Origin of the sequence: Alloyangia pacifica (assembly GCF_003111685.1) — a bacterium.
GTDB lineage: Bacteria > Pseudomonadota > Alphaproteobacteria > Rhodobacterales > Rhodobacteraceae > Salipiger > Salipiger pacificus_A.
In genome coordinates, this window is sequence record NZ_CP022189.1 from 789,171 (window position 1) to 808,188 (window position 19,018).

At 66.9% G+C, this 19,018-nt stretch carries 15 protein-coding genes; 2 read left to right on the top strand and 13 right to left on the bottom strand.

All coding sequences use genetic code 11. The features are described from left to right. Nucleotides 1-103: 103 nt before the first annotated feature. From CEW88_RS03825 to CEW88_RS03870, 11 genes are all read right to left on the bottom strand, one after another. Nucleotides 104-1,072 carry a YihY/virulence factor BrkB family protein gene (locus CEW88_RS03825; RefSeq protein ID WP_254694428.1) on the bottom strand — a complete coding sequence of 323 codons (969 nt, stop codon included), beginning with the start codon at nucleotides 1,070-1,072 and terminating at the stop codon, nucleotides 104-106. 55 nt (nucleotides 1,073-1,127) lie between these two features. Further along, nucleotides 1,128-2,285 (bottom strand): DUF3618 domain-containing protein, encoded by a 1,158-nt coding sequence (locus CEW88_RS03830; RefSeq protein ID WP_108964759.1) that lies wholly within the window; start codon nucleotides 2,283-2,285, stop codon nucleotides 1,128-1,130. After that, nucleotides 2,278-2,673: a phage holin family protein gene (locus CEW88_RS03835; RefSeq protein ID WP_108964760.1), complete on the bottom strand. Its 396-nt coding sequence runs from the start codon at nucleotides 2,671-2,673 to the stop codon at nucleotides 2,278-2,280. Before CEW88_RS03835 ends, CEW88_RS03830 begins: the two co-directional genes overlap by 8 nt. Next, nucleotides 2,673-3,188 carry a hypothetical protein gene (locus CEW88_RS03840; protein WP_108964761.1) on the bottom strand — a complete coding sequence of 172 codons (516 nt, stop codon included), beginning with the start codon at nucleotides 3,186-3,188 and terminating at the stop codon, nucleotides 2,673-2,675. Before CEW88_RS03840 ends, CEW88_RS03835 begins: the two co-directional genes overlap by 1 nt. Before the next feature lie 511 nt (nucleotides 3,189-3,699). Beyond that, nucleotides 3,700-3,831 (bottom strand): hypothetical protein, encoded by a 132-nt coding sequence (locus CEW88_RS25095; protein ID WP_302664668.1) that lies wholly within the window; start codon nucleotides 3,829-3,831, stop codon nucleotides 3,700-3,702. Nucleotides 3,832-4,106: 275 nt separating this feature from the next. Beyond that, the gene (locus CEW88_RS03845) at nucleotides 4,107-5,522 is read right to left on the bottom strand and encodes a hypothetical protein (RefSeq protein ID WP_108964762.1); all 1,416 of its coding nucleotides are present in this window, start codon (nucleotides 5,520-5,522) and stop codon (nucleotides 4,107-4,109) included. After that, entirely contained in the window at nucleotides 5,519-6,595 is a 1,077-nt protein-coding gene (locus tag CEW88_RS03850) for a glycosyl hydrolase family 8 (protein WP_108964763.1), read from the bottom strand. The genes CEW88_RS03845 and CEW88_RS03850 overlap by 4 nt, the downstream gene beginning before the upstream one ends. Further along, on the bottom strand, nucleotides 6,592-8,805 hold the full coding sequence (locus CEW88_RS03855) for a cellulose biosynthesis cyclic di-GMP-binding regulatory protein BcsB (RefSeq protein WP_108964764.1): 2,214 nt from the start codon (nucleotides 8,803-8,805) through the stop codon (nucleotides 6,592-6,594). The genes CEW88_RS03850 and CEW88_RS03855 overlap by 4 nt, the downstream gene beginning before the upstream one ends. A gap of 4 nt (nucleotides 8,806-8,809) precedes the next feature. Beyond that, entirely contained in the window at nucleotides 8,810-11,194 is a 2,385-nt protein-coding gene (bcsA, locus tag CEW88_RS03860) for a UDP-forming cellulose synthase catalytic subunit (RefSeq protein ID WP_108964765.1), read from the bottom strand. Beyond that, entirely contained in the window at nucleotides 11,191-11,871 is a 681-nt protein-coding gene (locus CEW88_RS03865; RefSeq protein WP_159099547.1) for a hypothetical protein, read from the bottom strand. Before CEW88_RS03865 ends, bcsA begins: the two co-directional genes overlap by 4 nt. Nucleotides 11,872-12,231: 360 nt before the next feature. Continuing rightward, nucleotides 12,232-12,417, bottom strand: coding sequence for a hypothetical protein (locus CEW88_RS03870; RefSeq protein WP_108964767.1), 186 nt, complete (start codon nucleotides 12,415-12,417; stop codon nucleotides 12,232-12,234). A 297-nt stretch (nucleotides 12,418-12,714) separates the two neighbouring features. On the opposite strand from CEW88_RS03870, the gene CEW88_RS03875 reads away from it, so the two are divergent. Next, nucleotides 12,715-14,145 carry a ferredoxin reductase family protein gene (locus CEW88_RS03875; RefSeq protein ID WP_108964768.1) on the top strand — a complete coding sequence of 477 codons (1,431 nt, stop codon included), beginning with the start codon at nucleotides 12,715-12,717 and terminating at the stop codon, nucleotides 14,143-14,145. Here CEW88_RS03875 and CEW88_RS03880 read toward each other — a convergent pair. Further along, nucleotides 14,130-14,411: a hypothetical protein gene (locus CEW88_RS03880; protein ID WP_108964769.1), complete on the bottom strand. Its 282-nt coding sequence runs from the start codon at nucleotides 14,409-14,411 to the stop codon at nucleotides 14,130-14,132. The genes CEW88_RS03875 and CEW88_RS03880 overlap by 16 nt on opposite strands. Before the next feature lie 181 nt (nucleotides 14,412-14,592). Between CEW88_RS03880 and CEW88_RS03885 the strand changes: the two genes are divergently transcribed. After that, nucleotides 14,593-15,867, top strand: coding sequence for an MgtC/SapB family protein (locus CEW88_RS03885; protein ID WP_108964770.1), 1,275 nt, complete (start codon nucleotides 14,593-14,595; stop codon nucleotides 15,865-15,867). Here CEW88_RS03885 and CEW88_RS03890 read toward each other — a convergent pair. After that, nucleotides 15,864-18,575, bottom strand: a complete 2,712-nt coding sequence (locus tag CEW88_RS03890; protein WP_108964771.1) for an HAD-IC family P-type ATPase — start codon at nucleotides 18,573-18,575, stop codon at nucleotides 15,864-15,866. The two genes, CEW88_RS03885 and CEW88_RS03890, sit on opposite strands and share 4 nt — an antisense overlap. Nucleotides 18,576-19,018: the final 443 nt, after the last annotated feature.

Here is a 19,018-nt window from a genome sequence, read left to right on the forward strand (position 1 = left end):
CACTTTTCAGCGCCTCGACCACCGGGGCGCATCGAACAACTCAAAAAAGTCAGAATGGGACACGCTGCTCAGAGCTGGGCCGCGACACCCAAAATCAGTCGTTTCAGGGGGCGTCGCGCCCCTTGAATTCGTCGGCCTTCACCGCCCCGCGCTTCCCGCGCGGCATGTCCTTGCCGGTGGTGGTGTCGTGCCAGGTCTGTGCTTCCATTTCGGCGTTGATCTCGGCCCCCAAGAGGATCACATAAGCCGAAATCCACAACCAGAACAACAAGATGATAACACCAGCCAGGGATCCGAAAGTTTCTTGGTAGGACCCGAAATGCTCGGCATAGAGAGAGAAGGCGAGTGACCCGGCGAGCCAAAGCAGGCAGGCGACCAGGGCACCGGGGGTGATCCAAGCCCACTCCGCCGCCTTTCGGGAGGGGCCAAACCGGTAGATCAGCGCTATGCCGGAAACGACTAGGAAGAGCAGCACGCCCCAACGCACCCACGACGCAAAGGCTTCGAGCGCTGGACCAAACTGGAAAATCGCGAGAATGCCGGGCAGAACGACAAGCGCCCCGATGGCCAAGAGAAGTCCGGCAATCAGCAGCAGCGTGAGCGCCAGCGTGGTTAGCTTGAGGCGGATGAAGCCGCGCTCTTCTGTTTCGTCATAGGCGACGTTCAGCCCCTCGATCAGGTGGGCAACCCCTTGCGAGGCGGAGTAGAGCGCAAGTAGCAGACCCAAAACCGCCGCAAGACCAAGACCGCCACGCTGCGACCCCGCGACAGATTTGGCCTGCTCTATCAGGATCTCGGCTGCACGCTGCGGCAGCACCTCGGTAATCTGCTGGATCTGTGCAGTGACGTCGGCGGGGGTGATGAACAGCCCGGCGATCGCCATGAGGGCTGTGATTGCGGGGAAGATTGCCATCAGCGCATAGAATGCGACACCCGCCGAAACCAGGCTGATCCGGTCTGCAGCCAACTCGGATTTCACGCGCATCGCGATGGCTTTCCAGCCGGTCAAGCTGATCTGGCGTGGCCGTGTGGCAAAGGATCCGTCGTTTGGCATCCACTCATCCTTGATCATGTCAAATTCGCGCCGGTGCCACCCGGCACCGGCGCGAAGTCTCGGTCAGCTGATTTCAGCCCTGCTTCGGCGTATCCGATTTCGGCGTGTCCGAGATCACGTCCGGACGGCCCAGCTTCTGCGCCTCCGCTTCGTCCCGTACCCGATCCTCGAGGCGCTTGCCGGCCGATTTCGCGGCATCGGCAAGCGCGTGCTCGGCGGGCTTGTCGCCGGGGGTGCGCTCATCAGCCTCTGCGCGTGCCTCGCGGGCGATGCTTTGACCCTCGTCGAGGGCGGCATCGGCCACCGCTGCAAGCTTGTCTCGCTCCTCGTGGAAGATCGCTTCGGCCTCGGCGAACAACCCGTCGCTGTACTCGCCCATGAAGTCGTCCTCGGCCTTGGTGCGCGGTGCGGCTCCGCCAAGGGCGGCGCCGGCCGCGATGGCAAGGGCGCCAGCTACGAGGGGATGCTCGCCAAAGAAATCGGCGGCGCTGGCACCGGCACGTTGCACCTTCCGGCCCGCACGCTCGCGGGCGATCAGCGCACGTTCTCGTGCTTCGATGACCCTGCGCCGGGCGCTTTCCGACATGCGCTCGGTCCCCGAGGCGATACGGTTGTAGCCGTCTTCGAGCACCGACTGGGCCTGGGCCGACTTTGCCGAGATGGAGTCGCGGGCAGTGTGTCCAGCCTCGCCGGCCTTGGCGCGCGCTTCACCTGCGGTGGCGGCCGCGTTGTGACGCCCCTCCTCGAAGCCCGCCTTGAGGCGGGCTTGCGTCCGGGCGACGCGGTCACCGAAGGTGTCGCTCTCCTCCCCGTCGTCAAGGTGCAGATCGTCGTAGTAGCTGGGACGGTAGCTGGTGCCGTAGCCCGGTTTGCGCGCGGCCCAGTCGGATCCGGAAGGCGCGCGTTCGGTCGGCCCCGCGGCACGGCGCTTGCGGAGTTGGCGGCTCAGAGGATCCCCCGCGAGACGCTTGTCCTCCTCATCATAGGAGCGACCGAACACCATCCACGCGAGGCCGGCCGCGGTCAGCGTGAGCCCGATGGGGTTCTGCTTGGCCGACTTCGAGAACGCCTGTCCCATCTCGCTGCCATGGGTCTGCAGGTGGCGGCCCACTTGTGCCACGATCTCGTCCGCCGAAAAACGGCTCTGGAGTTCGGAGACGGAAGCGCTGAGGCCTTCGCGCTCGCGTTCGATCTCACGCTCGATTTCTGCCGCCGTCTTGCGATTAGCCATTGGTCGTCTCCCTGATTGCGGACACGTCACGACGGACGTTCTCGGTGGTGCGGGTCGGCGCAAGGCTGCTTGCCTTGAGCTTGCTCATCCCGCCCTTGATCATGATCAGCGCCGCAATGAGGGCGACGCCGCCGACGATCACGGCAGACCAGAAAGGATGAACGCCAGCTGCGGTCAGAGCGGCCACCAGCGCGGCGGCAATGACGTTGAGGCCAACGAGGGTGAAGACCACGCCGGCGACAATCACGCCCACCGCAGTCATGGCACCGTTGAGGTTCTCGCCCAGCTCGGCGCGCGCCAGTTCCATTTCCTTGCGCACCAAGGTGGTGACATGTCCGATGATGTTGCTCACCAGATTGGTGGTTCCCGTTGTCTGTTCGGTCGGCATCAGATGTCCTCCGGTTCCGGGCGGTGATAGGCTGGGGTGGCAGGGGTCGCCGCAGTCGGTGTCGGGGTGGGTTGCGCCGGGAAATCGCGGGCGCGGGCCGCATCCACGGGGCTGGTTGGCGGTGCGGGGCGCTGGGCGGGCTCCGGCGCCGGACCCGAACTGCCTCCGCTCTTGCCAGCCTTGGCGAAACGCGCGGCGGCAAGGCCGAGAACCGCGGCACCGCCGAGATAGGCGATCGGGTTGCGGCGCGCGAAGTCCGAAAGGCCGCTTGCCATTTCGCCCAGATCTTTGTCTCGGATCGACTCCGATGCATCAGCCAGCGTCGAGGCGATCTGCGACATGGTCCGTTCCTGCGGAGAGCCGCTGCGCATCTCCTCGGCGGCCTTGCGAAGCGCGTTCGACACGTCCGAGACCTCGTCTGCCATACGCCCGCGCTGCTGTTCCTCGAAGCCGCTGGCGCGCTCTTTCACTTCCTCTGCCGTGTCACGGGCCTTGGTTCGCAGATCATCACGCATCTCTCGCGCGGCACTTTCTGCGGCAGGTGTAGACGGAGTGTGTTGGGAAGGATCGGTCATCCTTGCCTCCTTCGGTTAGGTTGATCGGTGGCGCGCCGTCATTGCCTCACAACCCGCGACTGTTCGTCGCAGTTCCGTCATTTCCAATTATCTTCGCAGCACAGGTCCGAGCGGCTCCGGCGCAGCTTCTGCCGCGAGATTGATTGCCATCATGCCTGGGACATCATGCCCAAGGCGTTCGATGCGTCAGGTGAGCGCAGGGGTCTCAGGATCCCGATCCATCTAGTTTGATCGCCGAGTTTGATCGCACGGCGTGGCCCACCTTCGTCACACCCGAGCGATGGTTCGAGCGGCGGGCTCACGCGCGCGCCTCGGCTCTCTACGGGGTGCAACCGGCGTTCCGGGCGCGGCTTTGTGCGAGCCTTTAGCCCTCGCCATTCCTCTCGAGGATGTTGGCGCGGTGGGTCAGGCGGTCAAGCAGTGCTGTCAGAACCGGCGTCAGATCCAGGCGTCAGGTTCCGGCGCCGAAGTGGGCGATCACCCAGAGCAAGATTGCGGTGCCTGCCAGCAGTTCAAAGATCTGGGCCCTGCGCTGGCGCCGGGTGTTCTGGTGGCGCTCGCGTTCGATTTCGATCTTGGTCATGAAGCAATTCCTAAAAATGAGGTTTAAAAAAATATTTGGTCCGCGTGCGCGGAAGAAATCGGTGCGTCGGTAGATATTATATGATCTAATATATTGAGTTATTTAGAAAAACTATGAATACCTCTCTATTCGGATCGCTGCAATGGGTGATGGGCGAAGGGGCTCTGTTGCGACGTCCCATGCGTGGTCCACCGAAAGGGCCGCCCGCTCTCTGCGGTTGATCGGTCACGCAGGCCGGAGCGCTGCGTCGGCGAAGTGAGCGGCCCGCCCGGCGGTCAGTGGAGCGCGCGGGAGAGGGCGCGGCGCGATTCCGGCGTGGCCAGCTTGTCGTGGATGGCCTGAAACTCGACCCGGGCGCGGGCGCGCTGGCCAGAGTTGAGATAGGCATAGCCCCGCAGCAGCGCGATATCGCGCCGGACCACGCCGCTCAGCCGTTCGAGCTCGTCAAAATAGGCGATGGCGCGGCGGTAATCGTTGCGTTGGTAGGCGGAGACGCCGCGCTTGTCGAGGATCTGCGTCTCGACTTCCAGGCGTTGCTGATCCGAGAAATGGGTGGTGGCAGCGACGTTCGCGGCCTGGTCGACCATGTTCAGCTGCAGCATCACCAGCGCCATCCCGTAGCGGGCATCGCGTCGGCCTTCTGCCGTGGGCGACCGGCTTGCCGCAAGTTTGAAATCGTTCAAAGCCTGCATCGGACGCTTCGCGTTGAGCGCGCACCAGGCGCGCTGGGAGACGATCTCGGGGCTGGTGCCCTTGGCCGAGGCGGCGAGGCAGGTTGCCCAATCGGCACGTTGCGCGGCGGTGCGCGCCTGCGACAGCGCTGTTGAGGCGCCGCCGGACAGGGTGCGGCGCGGCGAGGGGGCAAGCGGAGGCTGCGCCGACGGTCGTTGGGTTTTGGTCGAGGAGAGTGCGCCAGCAGACGCATCGAAGGCGGCGGGGGCGCCGCTCGGCGTGGCGGAGGCAAGAGGGCGTGGCTGGGTCTGCAGCCCGGCGCGCAGACGGTTCTCGACCGAGGTCAGGCGCTGGGCGGAGCCCGGCGCGCCGGCGCGCGCCGCATCTGCCATGGCGGCGAGGTCATCGAGGCTGGCGACGGCCACGGATTTCTCAAGCGTGGCAACGAGGATGTTGGGATCGGAGCAGCTGCGGACGATGCCGTTGAGTGTCGTAAGGGCCAGCGCGGGCTCGCGCGCGGCCTGATACTGTTCGGCCAGAAGCCAAGCGTTGTTCACCCGCTCGCAGCGCAGCAGCTCGGGGGTGGCGCGTGCGATCCTGATGGCGGCCTCGGGCTCTCCTCGCGAGACCGCCTGATCGAAGCTCGACTGGGCTTCGGCGATCGACAGGGCCGCAAGCAACTCGGGCGAGTGGGCCCAGCCCGGGGTTGCGCGGCCGGTTTCCTCGATGAGGGTGCGGGCGCGAACGAAATTGCCCGAGCGGATCTCGCGGTAGATGCTGGCGACCGCCTCGTCGGGTGCGATCTGCTGCAGCGTGGCGAGATCCTCGGGAACCACCCAGTCGGGATAGCGAAGTTGCAGCCGGCGAACCTCGGAGCGGACGGCCAAGTCATTGGCCTCGTTCATGTAGAAGCGCAGCGCCTGGAGATCGCTGTCGGTGGGCGACTGGGCCTGAGCGGACAGCGCGCCGAGGGCTTGGGTCATGGCGAGAAGGGCGAGGGTAAAATGGAACTTTTTCATAACGGTACACACGTGGGTAGGGCTTCGGCCTGCGCGATCAGGGCGAAGAGTTGCAGGGTTGCCGGATAATAGGGGGCGCTTGGCGAGAAGGGCGGGATCCGCGAGCCGATCTCTTGGCTCGCGGAACAGGTCGCAAGCGCGGCGATGGCCCGGTATCCCGGCTCCGCGCTGGTCGTGAGAGCCTCTCCGGAGCCGCGGCTGAGCCGGGTGGCGGCGAGGCCCGGGGGGACGCGAGACTGGGCCTCGGCGAAGCGCAGCACCGCGGGGTGATCCCCCAGGCCCGACCAGATCAAATAGAGCGGCACGCGCATCGCCTCGTAGCCGGCATCGAAGGAGAACCCCTGGGCTGGCCCAAGGGCCTGCGGTGTCACCTCCACCCAGTCGGGGACAACGCCGTCGAGCGCGAGCTGGCGGGCCAGTTCAACCGCACCGCGGGCCGCCGCGGCGAGCACCGGTTGGTTGAACTCGGCCGCCAGCTCCTGCATCGCCAGCGGCATCGCGTAGCAGGGGTTGTAAAGGACCCCTGCCTCGGTCTCGAACCCACGGGCCGCGGGCAGCAGAAGCGGGTCGGCACCGGGACGGTGGACGATGCAGCTCCGGACGAGATCGAGCACGATGGCTTCCGCCGCGGTGCGGTACTCGGGGGCATCGAACCGCCGAGCCGCGCGCAGCAGGGCCCAAGCCCGGAAGAGGTCGCCGTCGCTGGCATTGTTTAGGTCGGGCACCCGTACCGGCGCGTCGGGAAGCCAGCGCCAGGCCATCAGGGCATCCTGCCGGATGGCGAGGTTGAGCCGGGTCCAGGCGTCCAGCCGCTCGAAGGTCGCCCGATCCCCCATCATCGCGGCCAGCAGCATGCCGTAGGCCTGCCCCTCGGAATGGCTCGACGTTTTCTGTAGCCGGTCGATCACGCGGCCGGTCGCGTCCATGTTGGCATCGCGCCAGGCCTCCCAGACATCGGAGAGGCTGCCCTCGAGGTTGGTTGAGGAGGTTCCGGCCAAGCCCGCCGCCGGCAGGGAAAGCGCGCCGAATAGGCCAGTTGCGGAAAGGGAGGCGAGAAGATCGCGTCGGTTCATTTCTTCCTCCGTCGCGTGATGATCATGACGCCCATTGCGAGGATCGCGGAGACCAGGGACAGCGCCAGCATGGGGACGATGAACAAGGGCGGTGCGAGGGAGGCGTAATTGCCGACCACCCTGCGCGCGTTGTCGAGGGTCAGCGGCTCGTGCAGCTTGAGCCTCCGTTTCGAGGAGTGCCAGCTCTGCCAGCCCGCGTCGGGCGTGAACAGCGACACCTGCCCGCGCGGGACGTCGAGACGCCCGCCACCGTCGATCAGAGACGCAACAAGCTTCTCGGGCGCGAGGTTGGGGCGGAGGATGAGCCAGATGTCCCCGGGGCGATCGAGGTCGGGCTGCAGCAGCATGGCGTCGGCGGCGCGCCCATCGAGCCAGGCGTCCAACTCGGATTGTGGGCCGCGCCAGATCGCGGCGAGCCGGTCGCGGAAGGCCCGGAGCGCCGTGCCAACCTTGTCAGTGTCGTGGAAAGCGCGCCACCAGCGCCCATTGTCGACCTTGGCCCAGGCGTCGAGCTCCTTCTCCTCGGGATGTGGCGCGATCAGCATCGCCTCCTGCAGCGTCGAGGTGGCGTCCTCGAGGATGGCCCCGCCGAGGGTCGACAGGTCGGAGGGGACGCCGATGGTCAGAGATGCGGCTCCCGGTGCCTTGGCACCATGGCCAACGAAGACCGAGGCCAGGCGCGGCAGAAGACCAAGCGGTAGGGCGTCTGCGGCGGCCTCGCTCAGCCGGACGCTTTCGGGGCTCAGCGCATCCAGCACCATGTCGAGCCGTGCGACGGACATGCTGGGCGCCGTGGGGATTTCCACCGTCGTCGTATCGAAGATTTCGAAGATCGGCGTGCTTCGCGGCGCGCAGGCCTCGTCCGGTGCATCGCCAGGAACCAGCGCCTCGAAGGTCAGCTGATTGACACCGGGGTCGAGCATGTTCGCCGCGAAGGGAATGCGCAGGGTCTCAACCCGTTGTCCTGCCTTGTCGTCCTCGTCGAGCGGAAGAAGGTGGACGGTCGCGTCGTTGATCTTCACCAGAAGCAGGGCACCCTTCGGCAGATCGCGGTCAAACCCATAGTCGAGCCGGAGCTCCGCACGCTGTGCCGATAGCACCAGCCAATCCCAGGGAAGCTGAAAGCGCACCGTCTCGCGGATGTAATTTCCCTGTCCGACCAGGCGCCCCGCGCCGAGGTCCGCTAGCGACCGTGGCACGCCGGGCTGAAGCAGCGGCACCGGGTTGGCGGGATGCCTGTCGCCGAAGGCGCTCAGCATCACCCCTGCGACCTGCTCGGGATGGGCGGCATTTGCCACAAGCACCAGCGCGCCATCTCCGCCACGGCGGAATTGCGGCAGGTCGGGAGGAGAGAATTCCTCGGGCAGCAGCGTCACCCGCGCCAGCGCCGGCGGGACCGTGGCAACCGCGTAGGGATCGGTGATCCGCATTTCCGGCGGCAGGCCTTCGAACAGGCTTTCGACCCGGGCCATGGCGGCGGCCATCGAAGCCACGTCGCCCGAGCCCCGGCTCTCCGCCACGACAAGCGGCTGTCCGCGCCCGAGTTGCGCCGCGACCGCTGCCAGGAAACCGGGGGCGTCCGCGCCGAAATCGCTCGGTGCGACCTTGATGCCGCTCTGCGACAGCAGGACATCGGTCCAGAGATCAAAGGCCGCGTCGGGGCCGCAAAACACGCGGTGAACCTGCTGGAAGCGCAGGGTCACGACGTTCCGCCCGGGCTTTAGTGCGCTGCCGGGAATGGCGAGGGCATCGGTCCCGAGCGCGTCGAAATTGTCGGGGATGACGGTGCCGATGGTGGTGCCGTTGACCTCGACCCGGATCTTTGACTGCTCTGGAAGAAGGTTGATCGAGCTGAGCGTGGTCAGCTCAAGCTCGGCGCCTTCCGCCTTGCGCGGCAGAAACAGGACGAAGCGCGCTTCGCCGAATTGCCCCTGCACGCGGTAGCCCTCGGTTTCGGCGCCTTGCGGCACCACCGGGCGCAGCGGCAGCAGGACCGGCAGCCCGTCGGCGTGCTCTTCTGCAATGGGCGCGGCGGCTGTCCAGTCCATCCTGGGGACCGCGCTCTGCGCAAGGCGCTCGGCCGGCGCAGCTGAAGCGTCCTGCGCCGGAAGCTCCGGCATGTCGTGCAGGAGAATCTGCTGGGCGCGGACAGCGTGCGCGAAGGCAGGTAGGAGCGCGGCGGCAAGAAGGGGAAGGATCCAGTGTTTCATGGCGTCACTCCTCGATCACAAGGTAATCTGCGGCACCGGCCACCGCGGCGGCCTCGAGCGGTGCCCGTGCCGGGCGGGGCTCCGGGCGGTCCATTGGCGCGACCACGAAGGCGGGTTCGCCACGCATGGCATCCTCGGTTGCTTCGCGGCGCCGGCGGGCTGGCTCGGTGAGAAAACCGATCACTGACTTCGGCACCGACATCAGGCTCTTGCCGGCGACGTAGGCGAGCCCGGCAATCAGTGTGCTTCCCTGGGGATAGACCTTGCGGAAGAAGTGCCACCGCAGGCTGTCGCCGTAGACCAGATGCGCGGTCAGCCGGCTTGCCGCGATCATCTGCGCGGGCGCGACGTCGAGCTCGATCAGCGTTCCTTCCACGTCGGAGCGCACGGCCTTCACCTTGAGAGGCAGGGGCGCTTCGAGCTCTGGGGCCTGCGGAAGGGTCGGTACGAGTTCGACCTTCAGGCCCGTCGAGGCCCCTTCGCGGAACACCCTCCCGTGGCGCGACCGCGTATCGTTGCCGAGATGCAGGGTAACGCTGCGGGGGGTGAAGGCGGCGATCTCGGCATGGACCTCCGCGGCCTGCTCGTCTTCGCCCGGCGCGGACTGGGACCAGCGCAGCATTGCCGGACTGGAGATCCCGCAGCGCGGCCGGTCGAGCTGATCCGGGCGTTCGAAGACCGCGCGCAGGGCGTAGGCGACCAGCAGGAAGTTGTAGAGGTTCCACGCGCCGACGATCTCGACCACCGCACGGTCGCCGGGGAAGGCGGCCCAGCGGTACGCCCCCGCAACCAGCCCCGCCAGCAGCAGCGCGGCGAGCGCCGCCAGCGGCGCATAGACTGGCGACAGGAAGGCGTGGTCCAGCGTCTCGTCCTTGGCGGTGACCTTGAAGGAGGCATCGCGCGGCCGCAGCACCGTATGCACCACCGCCTTGAGCAGATAGGGCGTCTGGGCGATCTCGTATACTTCCGAGATCTGCGGCCAGCGGACGCTGCCGAACAGCGCGTTCTGCACCATGAAGCCAATCAGCAGATAGGGCAGGATATAGGCCAGCACCTCCTGCGTCGTGACAACGTAGATTTCGAGACCGAAAAAGAGGTAAAGCAGCGGCATGAGGAGGAAGATCATGCGGATGGCCGGAAACAGCCAAAAGCTCATGGAGTTCAGGTAGCACAGGCGCTGCTTCAGTGAGAGACCGCTGCGGAAGATCGGGTTCTTCAGCATCAGCATCTGGATCATGCCGGTCGCCCAGCGACCGCGCTGCTGGATGAACGAGGCGAAGGTCTCGGGTTGCAGCCCGGCCACCATCGCGTGATCGAGATAGAGGCTCTCCCATCCGCGCGCGTGAATATCCAGCGCCGTCTCGGCATCCTCGGTGATGGTCTCGCCGGCGATGCCGCCGACCTCGTCCAGCGCCTGGCGCCGCAGCAGTGCCGCCGAGCCGCAGAAGAAAGCCCCGCCGAAGCGGTCGAGGCCCCGGTGGATCTGCGCGTAGAACATCTCGTTTTCGGAGGGCGAGGTCTCGGGCAACCCGAGATTGCGCTCGATCGGGTCGCGATTGGTGAAGAAATGCGGGGATTGCACGAGAAAGAGGCGTGGGTTCTCGACCATGTAGCCGACGGTGCGCGCCAGGAAGTCGCGGGTCGGTACGTGGTCCGCGTCGAGCACCAGCACCAGCTCGCCATCGAGGTGCTGCAGCGCGGCATTGAGGTTGCCGGCCTTGGCGCGCTCGTTGCGGGCGCGGGTGGTGTATTCGACGCCGAGTTCCTTGCAGAGCGCCTGAAGGCTCGCCCGCCGCTCGCGCGCCCGGCGGCGCGTCTCGAGGTCGGTGTGGTTGCAGCGCGCGTCGGTGCCACCGTCGTCGCAGAGCACGACCCGCTTCTTTTCCGCAGGGTAGTTGATCCGCGTCGCTGCCGCGAGGGTTACCGCAAGCAGCTCCTCGCTCTCGTTGTAGCTGGGGATGAGGATGTCGACCGTCGGCACATCTTCGAGGCGTACGGGGGCGGGCTTGGGCGGATCGACGGGATCGGAGTTGATCAGGGCGGTCAAAAAGAAGATGGCGACGGTGAAGCTCTCGGCCGCGAAGAGGACCAGCGCCGCGGCAAGCGAGACCGGGTCCTCGATGGCGGGCAGCGTTTCGAAGAGGCGCCACAGCCAGTAGCGGAGCACGAAGGTGCCAGCGATCGACAGGACGACGAAGCGCAGGGTCATGTTCGAGGTCACCCCGGGCTTCATCACGTAGATCAGACTGCAGGCCAGAAGCGACAGCAGCGCCTGCGTGGCGACGGAGGTCGGCACCGAGGCGAGGAACACCACCACGGCAAAAAGCGCGGCCCATGCGAAGGCGAGGGCCAAGGCCCCGGTTGCGGAAACGAGATCAAGGAGTTTCATGGCAGCGGTCCTGCGAGCGGCGACAACATCTTGGGGGCGGACTCTTCGGCGAGTCCCGTGGCGGCAAAGCTCGCGCCCTGCGGGGCAATCGGGGCGAGCGCCTCTTCCACGGTGCCGTAGACGCAATTGCGCATGGCGAGGTCCATGGCGCCTGCGCCGGCGGGAATGGTGCGGTTCGCCCCGTCGAAGCGGCGGAAGGCGAGCACACAGGTCAATCCTGAGTAATTGGTCCAGTGCGCCCAATCGATCTGGCCGAGCGCGTCGGTCTCCGTCGTCATGCCGCGGATTTCGGCGGCGGTGAACGGATAGGGGATGCCTCCGGCGGACTTCAGCAGTTCGAGCGGCTGGAACCGTCCGATGCTGGCGCGGCGGGTGCCATGCGAGCGGAGAAGAATGTAGTTCTCGCCCGAGATGGCGGTCGGGTTGGGCAGCAGGATGTGCTGTTCGTTGCGGCCGCGGAAACGTCGCTCCAAAACCACTTGGGCGCTTCGGGTCGACAGCCAGGCATCGGCCTGCGGTTGCAGCACGAAGGTCGCCTGCTGAAATTCCCTGTCGAACTCCGTCGGGGTGAGCGGGAAGGTATCGCAGGCTGCGATGAAGACCAGAGCGACGAACTCGAGTCGACATTTACGTCTCAATTGCGCAATGCGGCGCAACGATAGAAAATTGCCGGGCAAAACAAGGCACCCCTCAAACAAACACACCAATGTACTTCACAAATAGTCAGGTCAATATATGTCCGGAGGGTCAAAATACCCCGACGAGACGTTCACACTAAGAACACAATTCCCTGACGAATCCATGGGAAAAATTGGCGAGCAGCCAGATTTTTCCGAATGGTGCCCAAAGAACGAACACCCACGAGGGGCTGATCGGACAAATTATCGTCAAATTTGGTACAGCCTCGGGGCGGTGAGCGGACTGCCCGCTGCCGGTCGCTTCAAGCCGCCCTTAGGCGATTCGGCGGGGCGCCCCTGGGGCGACGCGCGGACTGGCCTCCCAGGCGGCTCAGTCCCGCCGCGCTGCGACCAGCTGTTCTAGTGGAAATAAATCGACGTGAGGATGACGAGCAACGTGGCCAGCGGAAGACCGAGCAGCAAGGGCAAGGGCAGGCGGTTGATCCGCGGAGTGGGCTGGTAGCAACTCCCGCACTCGACGGCGCCGAGGCGCATCTTGTGGCCGCAGGATCGGCAATTGAACAGGCGGCGGTTGCGTAGGCTCATGATGGCCCTCCAAGATACTCGTAAAAATAAGGAACAATTAAGGCGATTCTCGTCATGAGGTAGCGTCATCCGCATTGCAATGGCAAGCGAAATGCGCGGAAATAATCGGTTGCCGAAGAATGAAGGGATATCCCCTGTATTTCGGTCTCCGCAGCAGCGGCTTTCTGACCTGTGCGCGTCCTGCATAAATCGCGCACCCCAGCGCATTTCTGACCTCGCGCCCCGGGGTGGCGTGATCCGTGTCAAGGAATGTCGCGGCAATGCAGCTAGAGTCGCGGTGATCGAGGAGACATCGCCATGCCCCCAACGCCGCCGAAGCGGCGCGGCCTGCCGCCGCTTGCCCTTGCGCTCTGCTACGCCGCAGTGATCGCGCTGCCGCTGCTGCCGGCGTTGCTGACCGGACAGGGGCATGGCCAGGGCGCAATGCGGCTGGCGACCGGGGCAGGGGTGGTCGCTGCGGGGATGATCCTGTTGCAGATGATTACGAGCGGGCGCTTCGAGGCGATCTCGGGGCGGATCGGGATCGACATCACCATGGCCTTTCACAAGTGGGCGGCGCCGGTGGCGCTGTTGCTGGCGCTGGTGCACGTTCTGGCGGTGATCGGGCTGCCGGACGCCGACCGCCCGGGCCGACTCGCCCGGCGTGTCGATCTCGTCCTGTCAGCCCCCGGTCTTTGGGAGGCGCGGCTCGCGCTTATCCTGCTCGCCGTCCTGGTCTCTCTCGCGCTGCTGCGCGATCGGCTGGGAATGCGCTACCAGATGTGGCGGGCCGGGCACGCGCTCGGGGCCGTCACCCTCGTGGGGCTGGTGGTCTGGCACGCGGTGAACGACGGCAGGGCAGGGGCGCTCGGCGCGGCGCTCTGGATCCTCTTTGCGCTCGCCGTGACCCTTCCGGCGCTTTGGGTTTACGCCGTCCGCCTCATTCGGCCGAACCGGCAGGGCTGGACGCTCCGCGAGACACGGCCCGCCGGAGAGCGCCTCTGGCTGCTGAGGGTCGCACCGCCCGAGGGCGGCGGGCTGCGCTTCGAGCCAGGGCAGTTCGCCTGGGTCGCCTTCGGGCGCAAGCGCCTGCCGTTGCACGATCATCCGTTCTCGATCGCCTCCGCCCCCGGCGAGGCGGAGCTGCGCTTTCTCGTGCAGGAGGCCGGGGATTTCACAGACGGGATCGGAGCGCTCGCGCCGGGGACACGGGTCTCGGTCGACGGCCCGCATGGCAGCTTCGTGCCGCGCGGCGAGGGGCCGCTGGTTCTCGTCGCCGGCGGGGTGGGCATCGCGCCGATCCTGTCCATCCTGGCGCATCTCGCGCGCAGCCAGAGCCGCCGGCCGGTGCGGCTCATCTATGCGGCGCGGAACGCAGAGGCGATGGTGCCGCCAGATCTCTACCGTCCTGCCTGCGCGGCGCTCGGGGTGGCGCCGATCCTGATCTCCGAGCGGGCCACGGACGGCGGCGCGTTGCTGCAGGGCCCGCTGATGCGGGGGCATCTCGCGCAGGCGTTCGAAGGGCTCGATCCCGCTGCCTGCGAAGTGATGACCTGCGGCCCCGGACCGATGATGACCTTCGTCGCGGACACGGCGCTGGAGATGGGGGTGCCGATGCAGGCGATCAGCTACGAGCGCTTCAGCTACGCAGCGGGTCGCGCCTCGGCCAAGGATCGAAGGATCTTGGCGGGCTTCGCGGCGCTCTGGGGAGCGGTCGTGGCGATGGTGCTGGCCTACTGGCTGGCCTGATCCTCTAGCCAGGCGAGGATCGTGGCGCGGGTCACGGGGTCCTTAGCGTGATGATCGGCGAGGAAGCGGTCGAGCCGCGCCGCCCCCGTGGCGTCGCCCGCAGCAGGGATGGCCGAGGCGATACGTGCCGGGTCGCGATGGCACTTCGCGCAGTTGGCTGCCCAAGCCTGGGCCCCGGCGGAGAGATCGGCAGCAACAGCAGGGCGGGCGATCAGGACAAGTAGAACGAGAGCCGCGCGACGGCGGCGAGAGAGGAATGCGCGCATGAATTGCCTTTCCGGGGCGAAGGCTTGGAGTCAAATCCCCGAGATGATGCCGTTTGCGCCGATCCGCGGCAAGCATGGTGAGCGTAGACGCGCTCTGACCGCCAATTGATCTGGATCGTCCCGCGGCATCCACACTCTTGGTAGGCTGGACGAAATCTGATGAAGGGCACCTGCGGCCACCATGACGGACATGGAACTCCTGCAAAGGCTCGGGCTCGCGCTGGCGATCGGGCTTCTGGTCGGGCTCGAGCGTGGTTGGCACGGAAGGGCCGAACGCGAGGGCGCGCGGGTCGCCGGGGTCCGGACCTTTGCGCTCGTCGGTCTGACTGGCGGCGTGGCGGGCGCTGTGCTGCCGGTTTCCGGAGCTGTGCTGCCGGCCGCGGTGCTGCTGGCGCTGAGCGGCCTGCTCGCAGTGAGCTACTGGTTCACCCTGCGGGCAGAGGGCGATGCGGGGCTGACCACCGAGATCGCGATGCTTCTCGTCTTTTTGCTCGGCGCCACCTCGGTGCTGGGCGAAATGGCCCCCACGGCCGCGGCGGGCGTGATCTGCGCGCTGCTGCTGTCGCTGAAATCCCGGCTGCATGGCTGGGTGGCGCGCATGGACGGCGGAGAGCTTTCGGCGGTGCTCAAGCTCGCGCTGATCTCTGTGGTGGGGCTGCAGTTGATGCCGGACCGGGGCTACGGGCCCGGGGGAGTGCTCAATCCCTATGACCTTTGGTGGGCGGTCGTGGTGGTCGCCGGTCTCTCCTTCCTGGGCTACGTAGCGATCCGCCTCGGTGGGGCGAAGCTTGGCATGCTGCTGACGGGCCTCTGCGGAGGGCTCGCCTCGTCGACCTCGACGACGCTGGCCTTGTCACGTGTCGTGCAGGCGCAGCCCAGCCTTGCGCCGATGGCGGCGGTGGGCATCGTCGCGGCGGGTTCGGTGGCGTTCCTGCGCGTATTGGCGCTGGTCGCGGTCTTTGGCCCTGCGCTGCTCGGTGCGCTGGTGCTGCCCGTGGGGGTCATGGCCGGTGTCGGGCTGCTGGCAACCATAGGGCTTTCGGTGCGCGCGCCGACGGGCCCAGCGACGGACGAGCCGGTCGAGGGGCTCGCGAACCCGCTCGAGCTCGGGGCGGCGCTCGGCTTCGGCGGGGTACTCGCGGCGGTGCTGCTCTGGGTGCATTACCTTCGGCTCTGGCTCGGAGATGCGGGAGTCTACGCGGCAGCGGCGTTGTCGGGGCTGACGGATGTGGATGCGCTGACAATCTCGGTGTCGCGGCTCGTCGGGGCGGACCTCTCGGTGTTTCACGGGGCGGTTGCGATCTTCATCGCGGTTTCGGTCAACTCGGTCGTGAAGGCGGCGATCAGCCTGGTTGTCGGGAGCCGTGCGCTGGGGCTGCGGGTGCTGCCGGTCTACCTGCTGACGATTGTCGCAGGCGGAGCCGTGCTGATGCTCGGAGCGCCTGCGCCGCCCTAGACGGCGCGCCGCGCGCCGAGACGCCGGAGCCGCAGCTGCTTCTCGCCCTCCAGCAGCATTAGAAAGACGATCCCAATCCCGAAGGCAAGAAGCCCGTCGGCCAAGGGGACCGGCGCGGTGTGGAAGATGGGCTGCATCACTGGCAGGTAGGTGATCGCGCCTTGCGCGCCGGCCACGATCAGCACGCAGGCCCAGATGACCGGCGTGCCCCGGGCGGCCTTCAGGGTGAGCGAGCTGCCGTGGATGTTGCGGATGAAGAAAAGGTGGAAGATCTCGAGGATCACCATCGTGTTCATCGCGGTTGTCTGCGCAAGCGCCACGGGATGGCCGCGAGCGATGGCGTGGAAATACATCCCGAAGACGGCCAAGAGAAACAGCGCCGAAACGAGCACGATGTGCCAGACCAGCTTGCCCGAGAGCAGCGGCTCCGCGCGGGGACGGGGCGCACGGTGCATGGCGGCTTCCTCCGGTGGCTCGAAGGCGAGCGCAAGCCCCAGCGTACCGGCGGTGATCAGGTTGACCCAGAGGATCTGCACCGGGGTGATCGGCAAGGCCATCCCGGCAAAGAGCGCGACCACGACCGTCATCGCCTCGCCTGTGCTTGTGGGCAGGGTCCAGCTGATGACCTTTTGAATGTTGTCGTAGACCGTGCGGCCTTCGCGGATCGCCGCCACGATCGAGGCGAAATTGTCGTCGGCCAGCGCGACGGCGGCGGCCTGCTTGGCGGCCTCGCTGCCGGTCATCCCCATGGCGATCCCCGCGTCGGCCCTTTTAAGAGCCGGGGCGTCGTTGACCCCGTCGCCGGTCATGGCGACCGTCAGCCCCTGCGATTGCAGCGCGGTGACGAGGCGCAGCTTGTGGGCAGGCGAGGTGCGCGCGAAGATGTCCGTCCCGACGACTGCCGCGGCCAGCGCGCCATCGTCCATCATCTCGATTTCAGCACCGGTGAGCACCCGCGTGATGTTCTGCAACCCGATCTCGCGGCCGATGGCGCGGGCGGTCGCGGCGTGGTCGCCGGTGATCATCTTCACCCGGATGCCGGCGCTCCTGCATTCGGCGACGGCGGCGATGGCTTCGGGGCGGGGAGGGTCGATCAGGCCGATGAGGCCGATGAAGGTGAGCTGCCCGTCGAGATCGGCCTTGTCGAGTACGGTTTGCGCGGGCGGCACCGCGCGCTGGGCAATGGCAAGCACCCGCTGCCCTTCGGCGGCGAGCTGTTCAACCATCGCCTGCCAGTGGTCTCTGTCGAGTGGCGCCACGCCGCCGCCGTCGCTGCGCTGGTCGCGGCAGAGCGCGAGCACCGCCTCGGGCGCGCCCTTCAGGTGGATCTGCGCATGTCCCTCGTGATCGTGGTGCAGCGTGGCCATGTAGCGGTGCGCCGCATCAAAGGGGATGGCGTCGGTTCGGCTCCACTGGTGGAAGCCGGCCAGTCCGGCGCCAGTGATCTTGCCCGCCAGCGCCAGCAGAGCGCCTTCCATGGGATCGCCCTCGACCTGCCAGCCGGTCCCGGCGTCCTGCAGCAGCGCGTCGTTGCAAAGCGCAGCGGCGAGGGCGACCTCGGTCAGGACGGTGTGTTCGTCCGCTGAGACCCGGTTGTCCTGCCAAAGGATCGCGCCCTCGGGAGCATAGCCGTCACCGGCCACCGTATAGAGCCGCCCGGCGGCGGCGAGGCTGGCGACCGTCATGGCGTTGCGGGTGAGCGTGCCGGTCTTGTCCGAGCAGATCACCGACACCGAGCCCAGCGTCTCGATGGCGGGCAGTTGACGCACGATGGCATTGCGCCGCGCCATGGTCCGCACCCCGACGGCGAGCGTGATGGTTAGCACGGCGGGAAGCCCCTCGGGGATGGCGGCGACCGAGAGGCCGACGATCGCCATAAACAGATCGCCGAAGGGGAGGTGACGCACGAGGCTGCCATAGCCCAGCAGCACCGCCCCGGCGATGAGGATGATGCCGGTGAGCCAACGGGCGAAGCGGTCCATCTGCGCCAGCAGCGGCGTCCGCACGGTCTCGACGCGCGCGAGCATCCCGCTGATCTGCCCGATCTGCGTCGCGGGGCCGGTCGCGGTGACGACGCCTGTTCCGGTCCCGGCGGCGACCGTCGTTCCGGAATGCAGCATCGGGCTGCGATCGCCGAGCGCGCTGTCCTCGGCCACCGGGGCGGTGCTCTTCTCGACGGGGACGGACTCGCCGGTCAGCACGGCTTCTTGTACCTTCAGCGCATGCGCTTCGAGCAGCCTTAGATCGGCCGGCACCAGGGCCCCCGCATCGACGAAGACGATGTCGCCGGGCACCAGCCCGGCCACGTCGATGCTTTTCCGCTTGCCGTCCCGCAACACCAAAGTCCGCGGCGCCAGCATGCGGCGGATCGCGGCCATGGCATCCTCGGCGCGTCCCTCCTGCACAAAGCCGATGACTGCGTTGATCAGCACCACCGCGAGAATGACGCCGGTGTCCACCCAGTGGTGCAGCGCTGCGGTGACCATGGCCGAGCCGATCAACACGTAGATCAGCACGTTATTGAACTGCCTCAGGAAGCGCAGGACCGCGGGGCGCTGCGTCGGTTCGGGGAGCACATTCGCGCCATACCGGGCCTGGCGCCGCGCAGCCTCGGCGGCGCTGAGGCCCGAGGCCGCGGTCTCGAGCCGGTCGAGCGCGGCCCCGGGCGGAAGCGCGTGAAGCGGGGGACTGGTGTCGTGCGGCTGCATCGGAGCGATCCTTCCGGCAGAAAGAGAGGCGGTCGCCCGCCCGCAGAACGGCAGTCCGCGGCGAACGAGGGATTGGCTAGGCCAATGGTACCCCGCGGCGGCGCTTTCGCACCTCTTGTCTCGGACTCGCGAAGAAGACCCGCAGCGCGCGATCGACGATGATGTCGCTTGACCCGGTGATCCGCCGCGCGAAACTCGTCTAATCTTTCGGCTAATACGTCGCCCGAGGGCGTTTCTCCTTTCGATAGGGGCGCGCAGACTTCTGGCACGCTCCGCGGGCGCGGCGCGCAAGGAGGCTCAAAAAGTCCTTTGAGTTGAGTGCGCTCCGAGCGCATAGGGGCATCTGCCCCACGGCCCAGGCAGCCCATATCGTAAGAGTCCGCGGGGTTTCGTTATTGCAGAAAAATTTGCGCTCATTCGCATTACCATTGTGTGCGACGGAA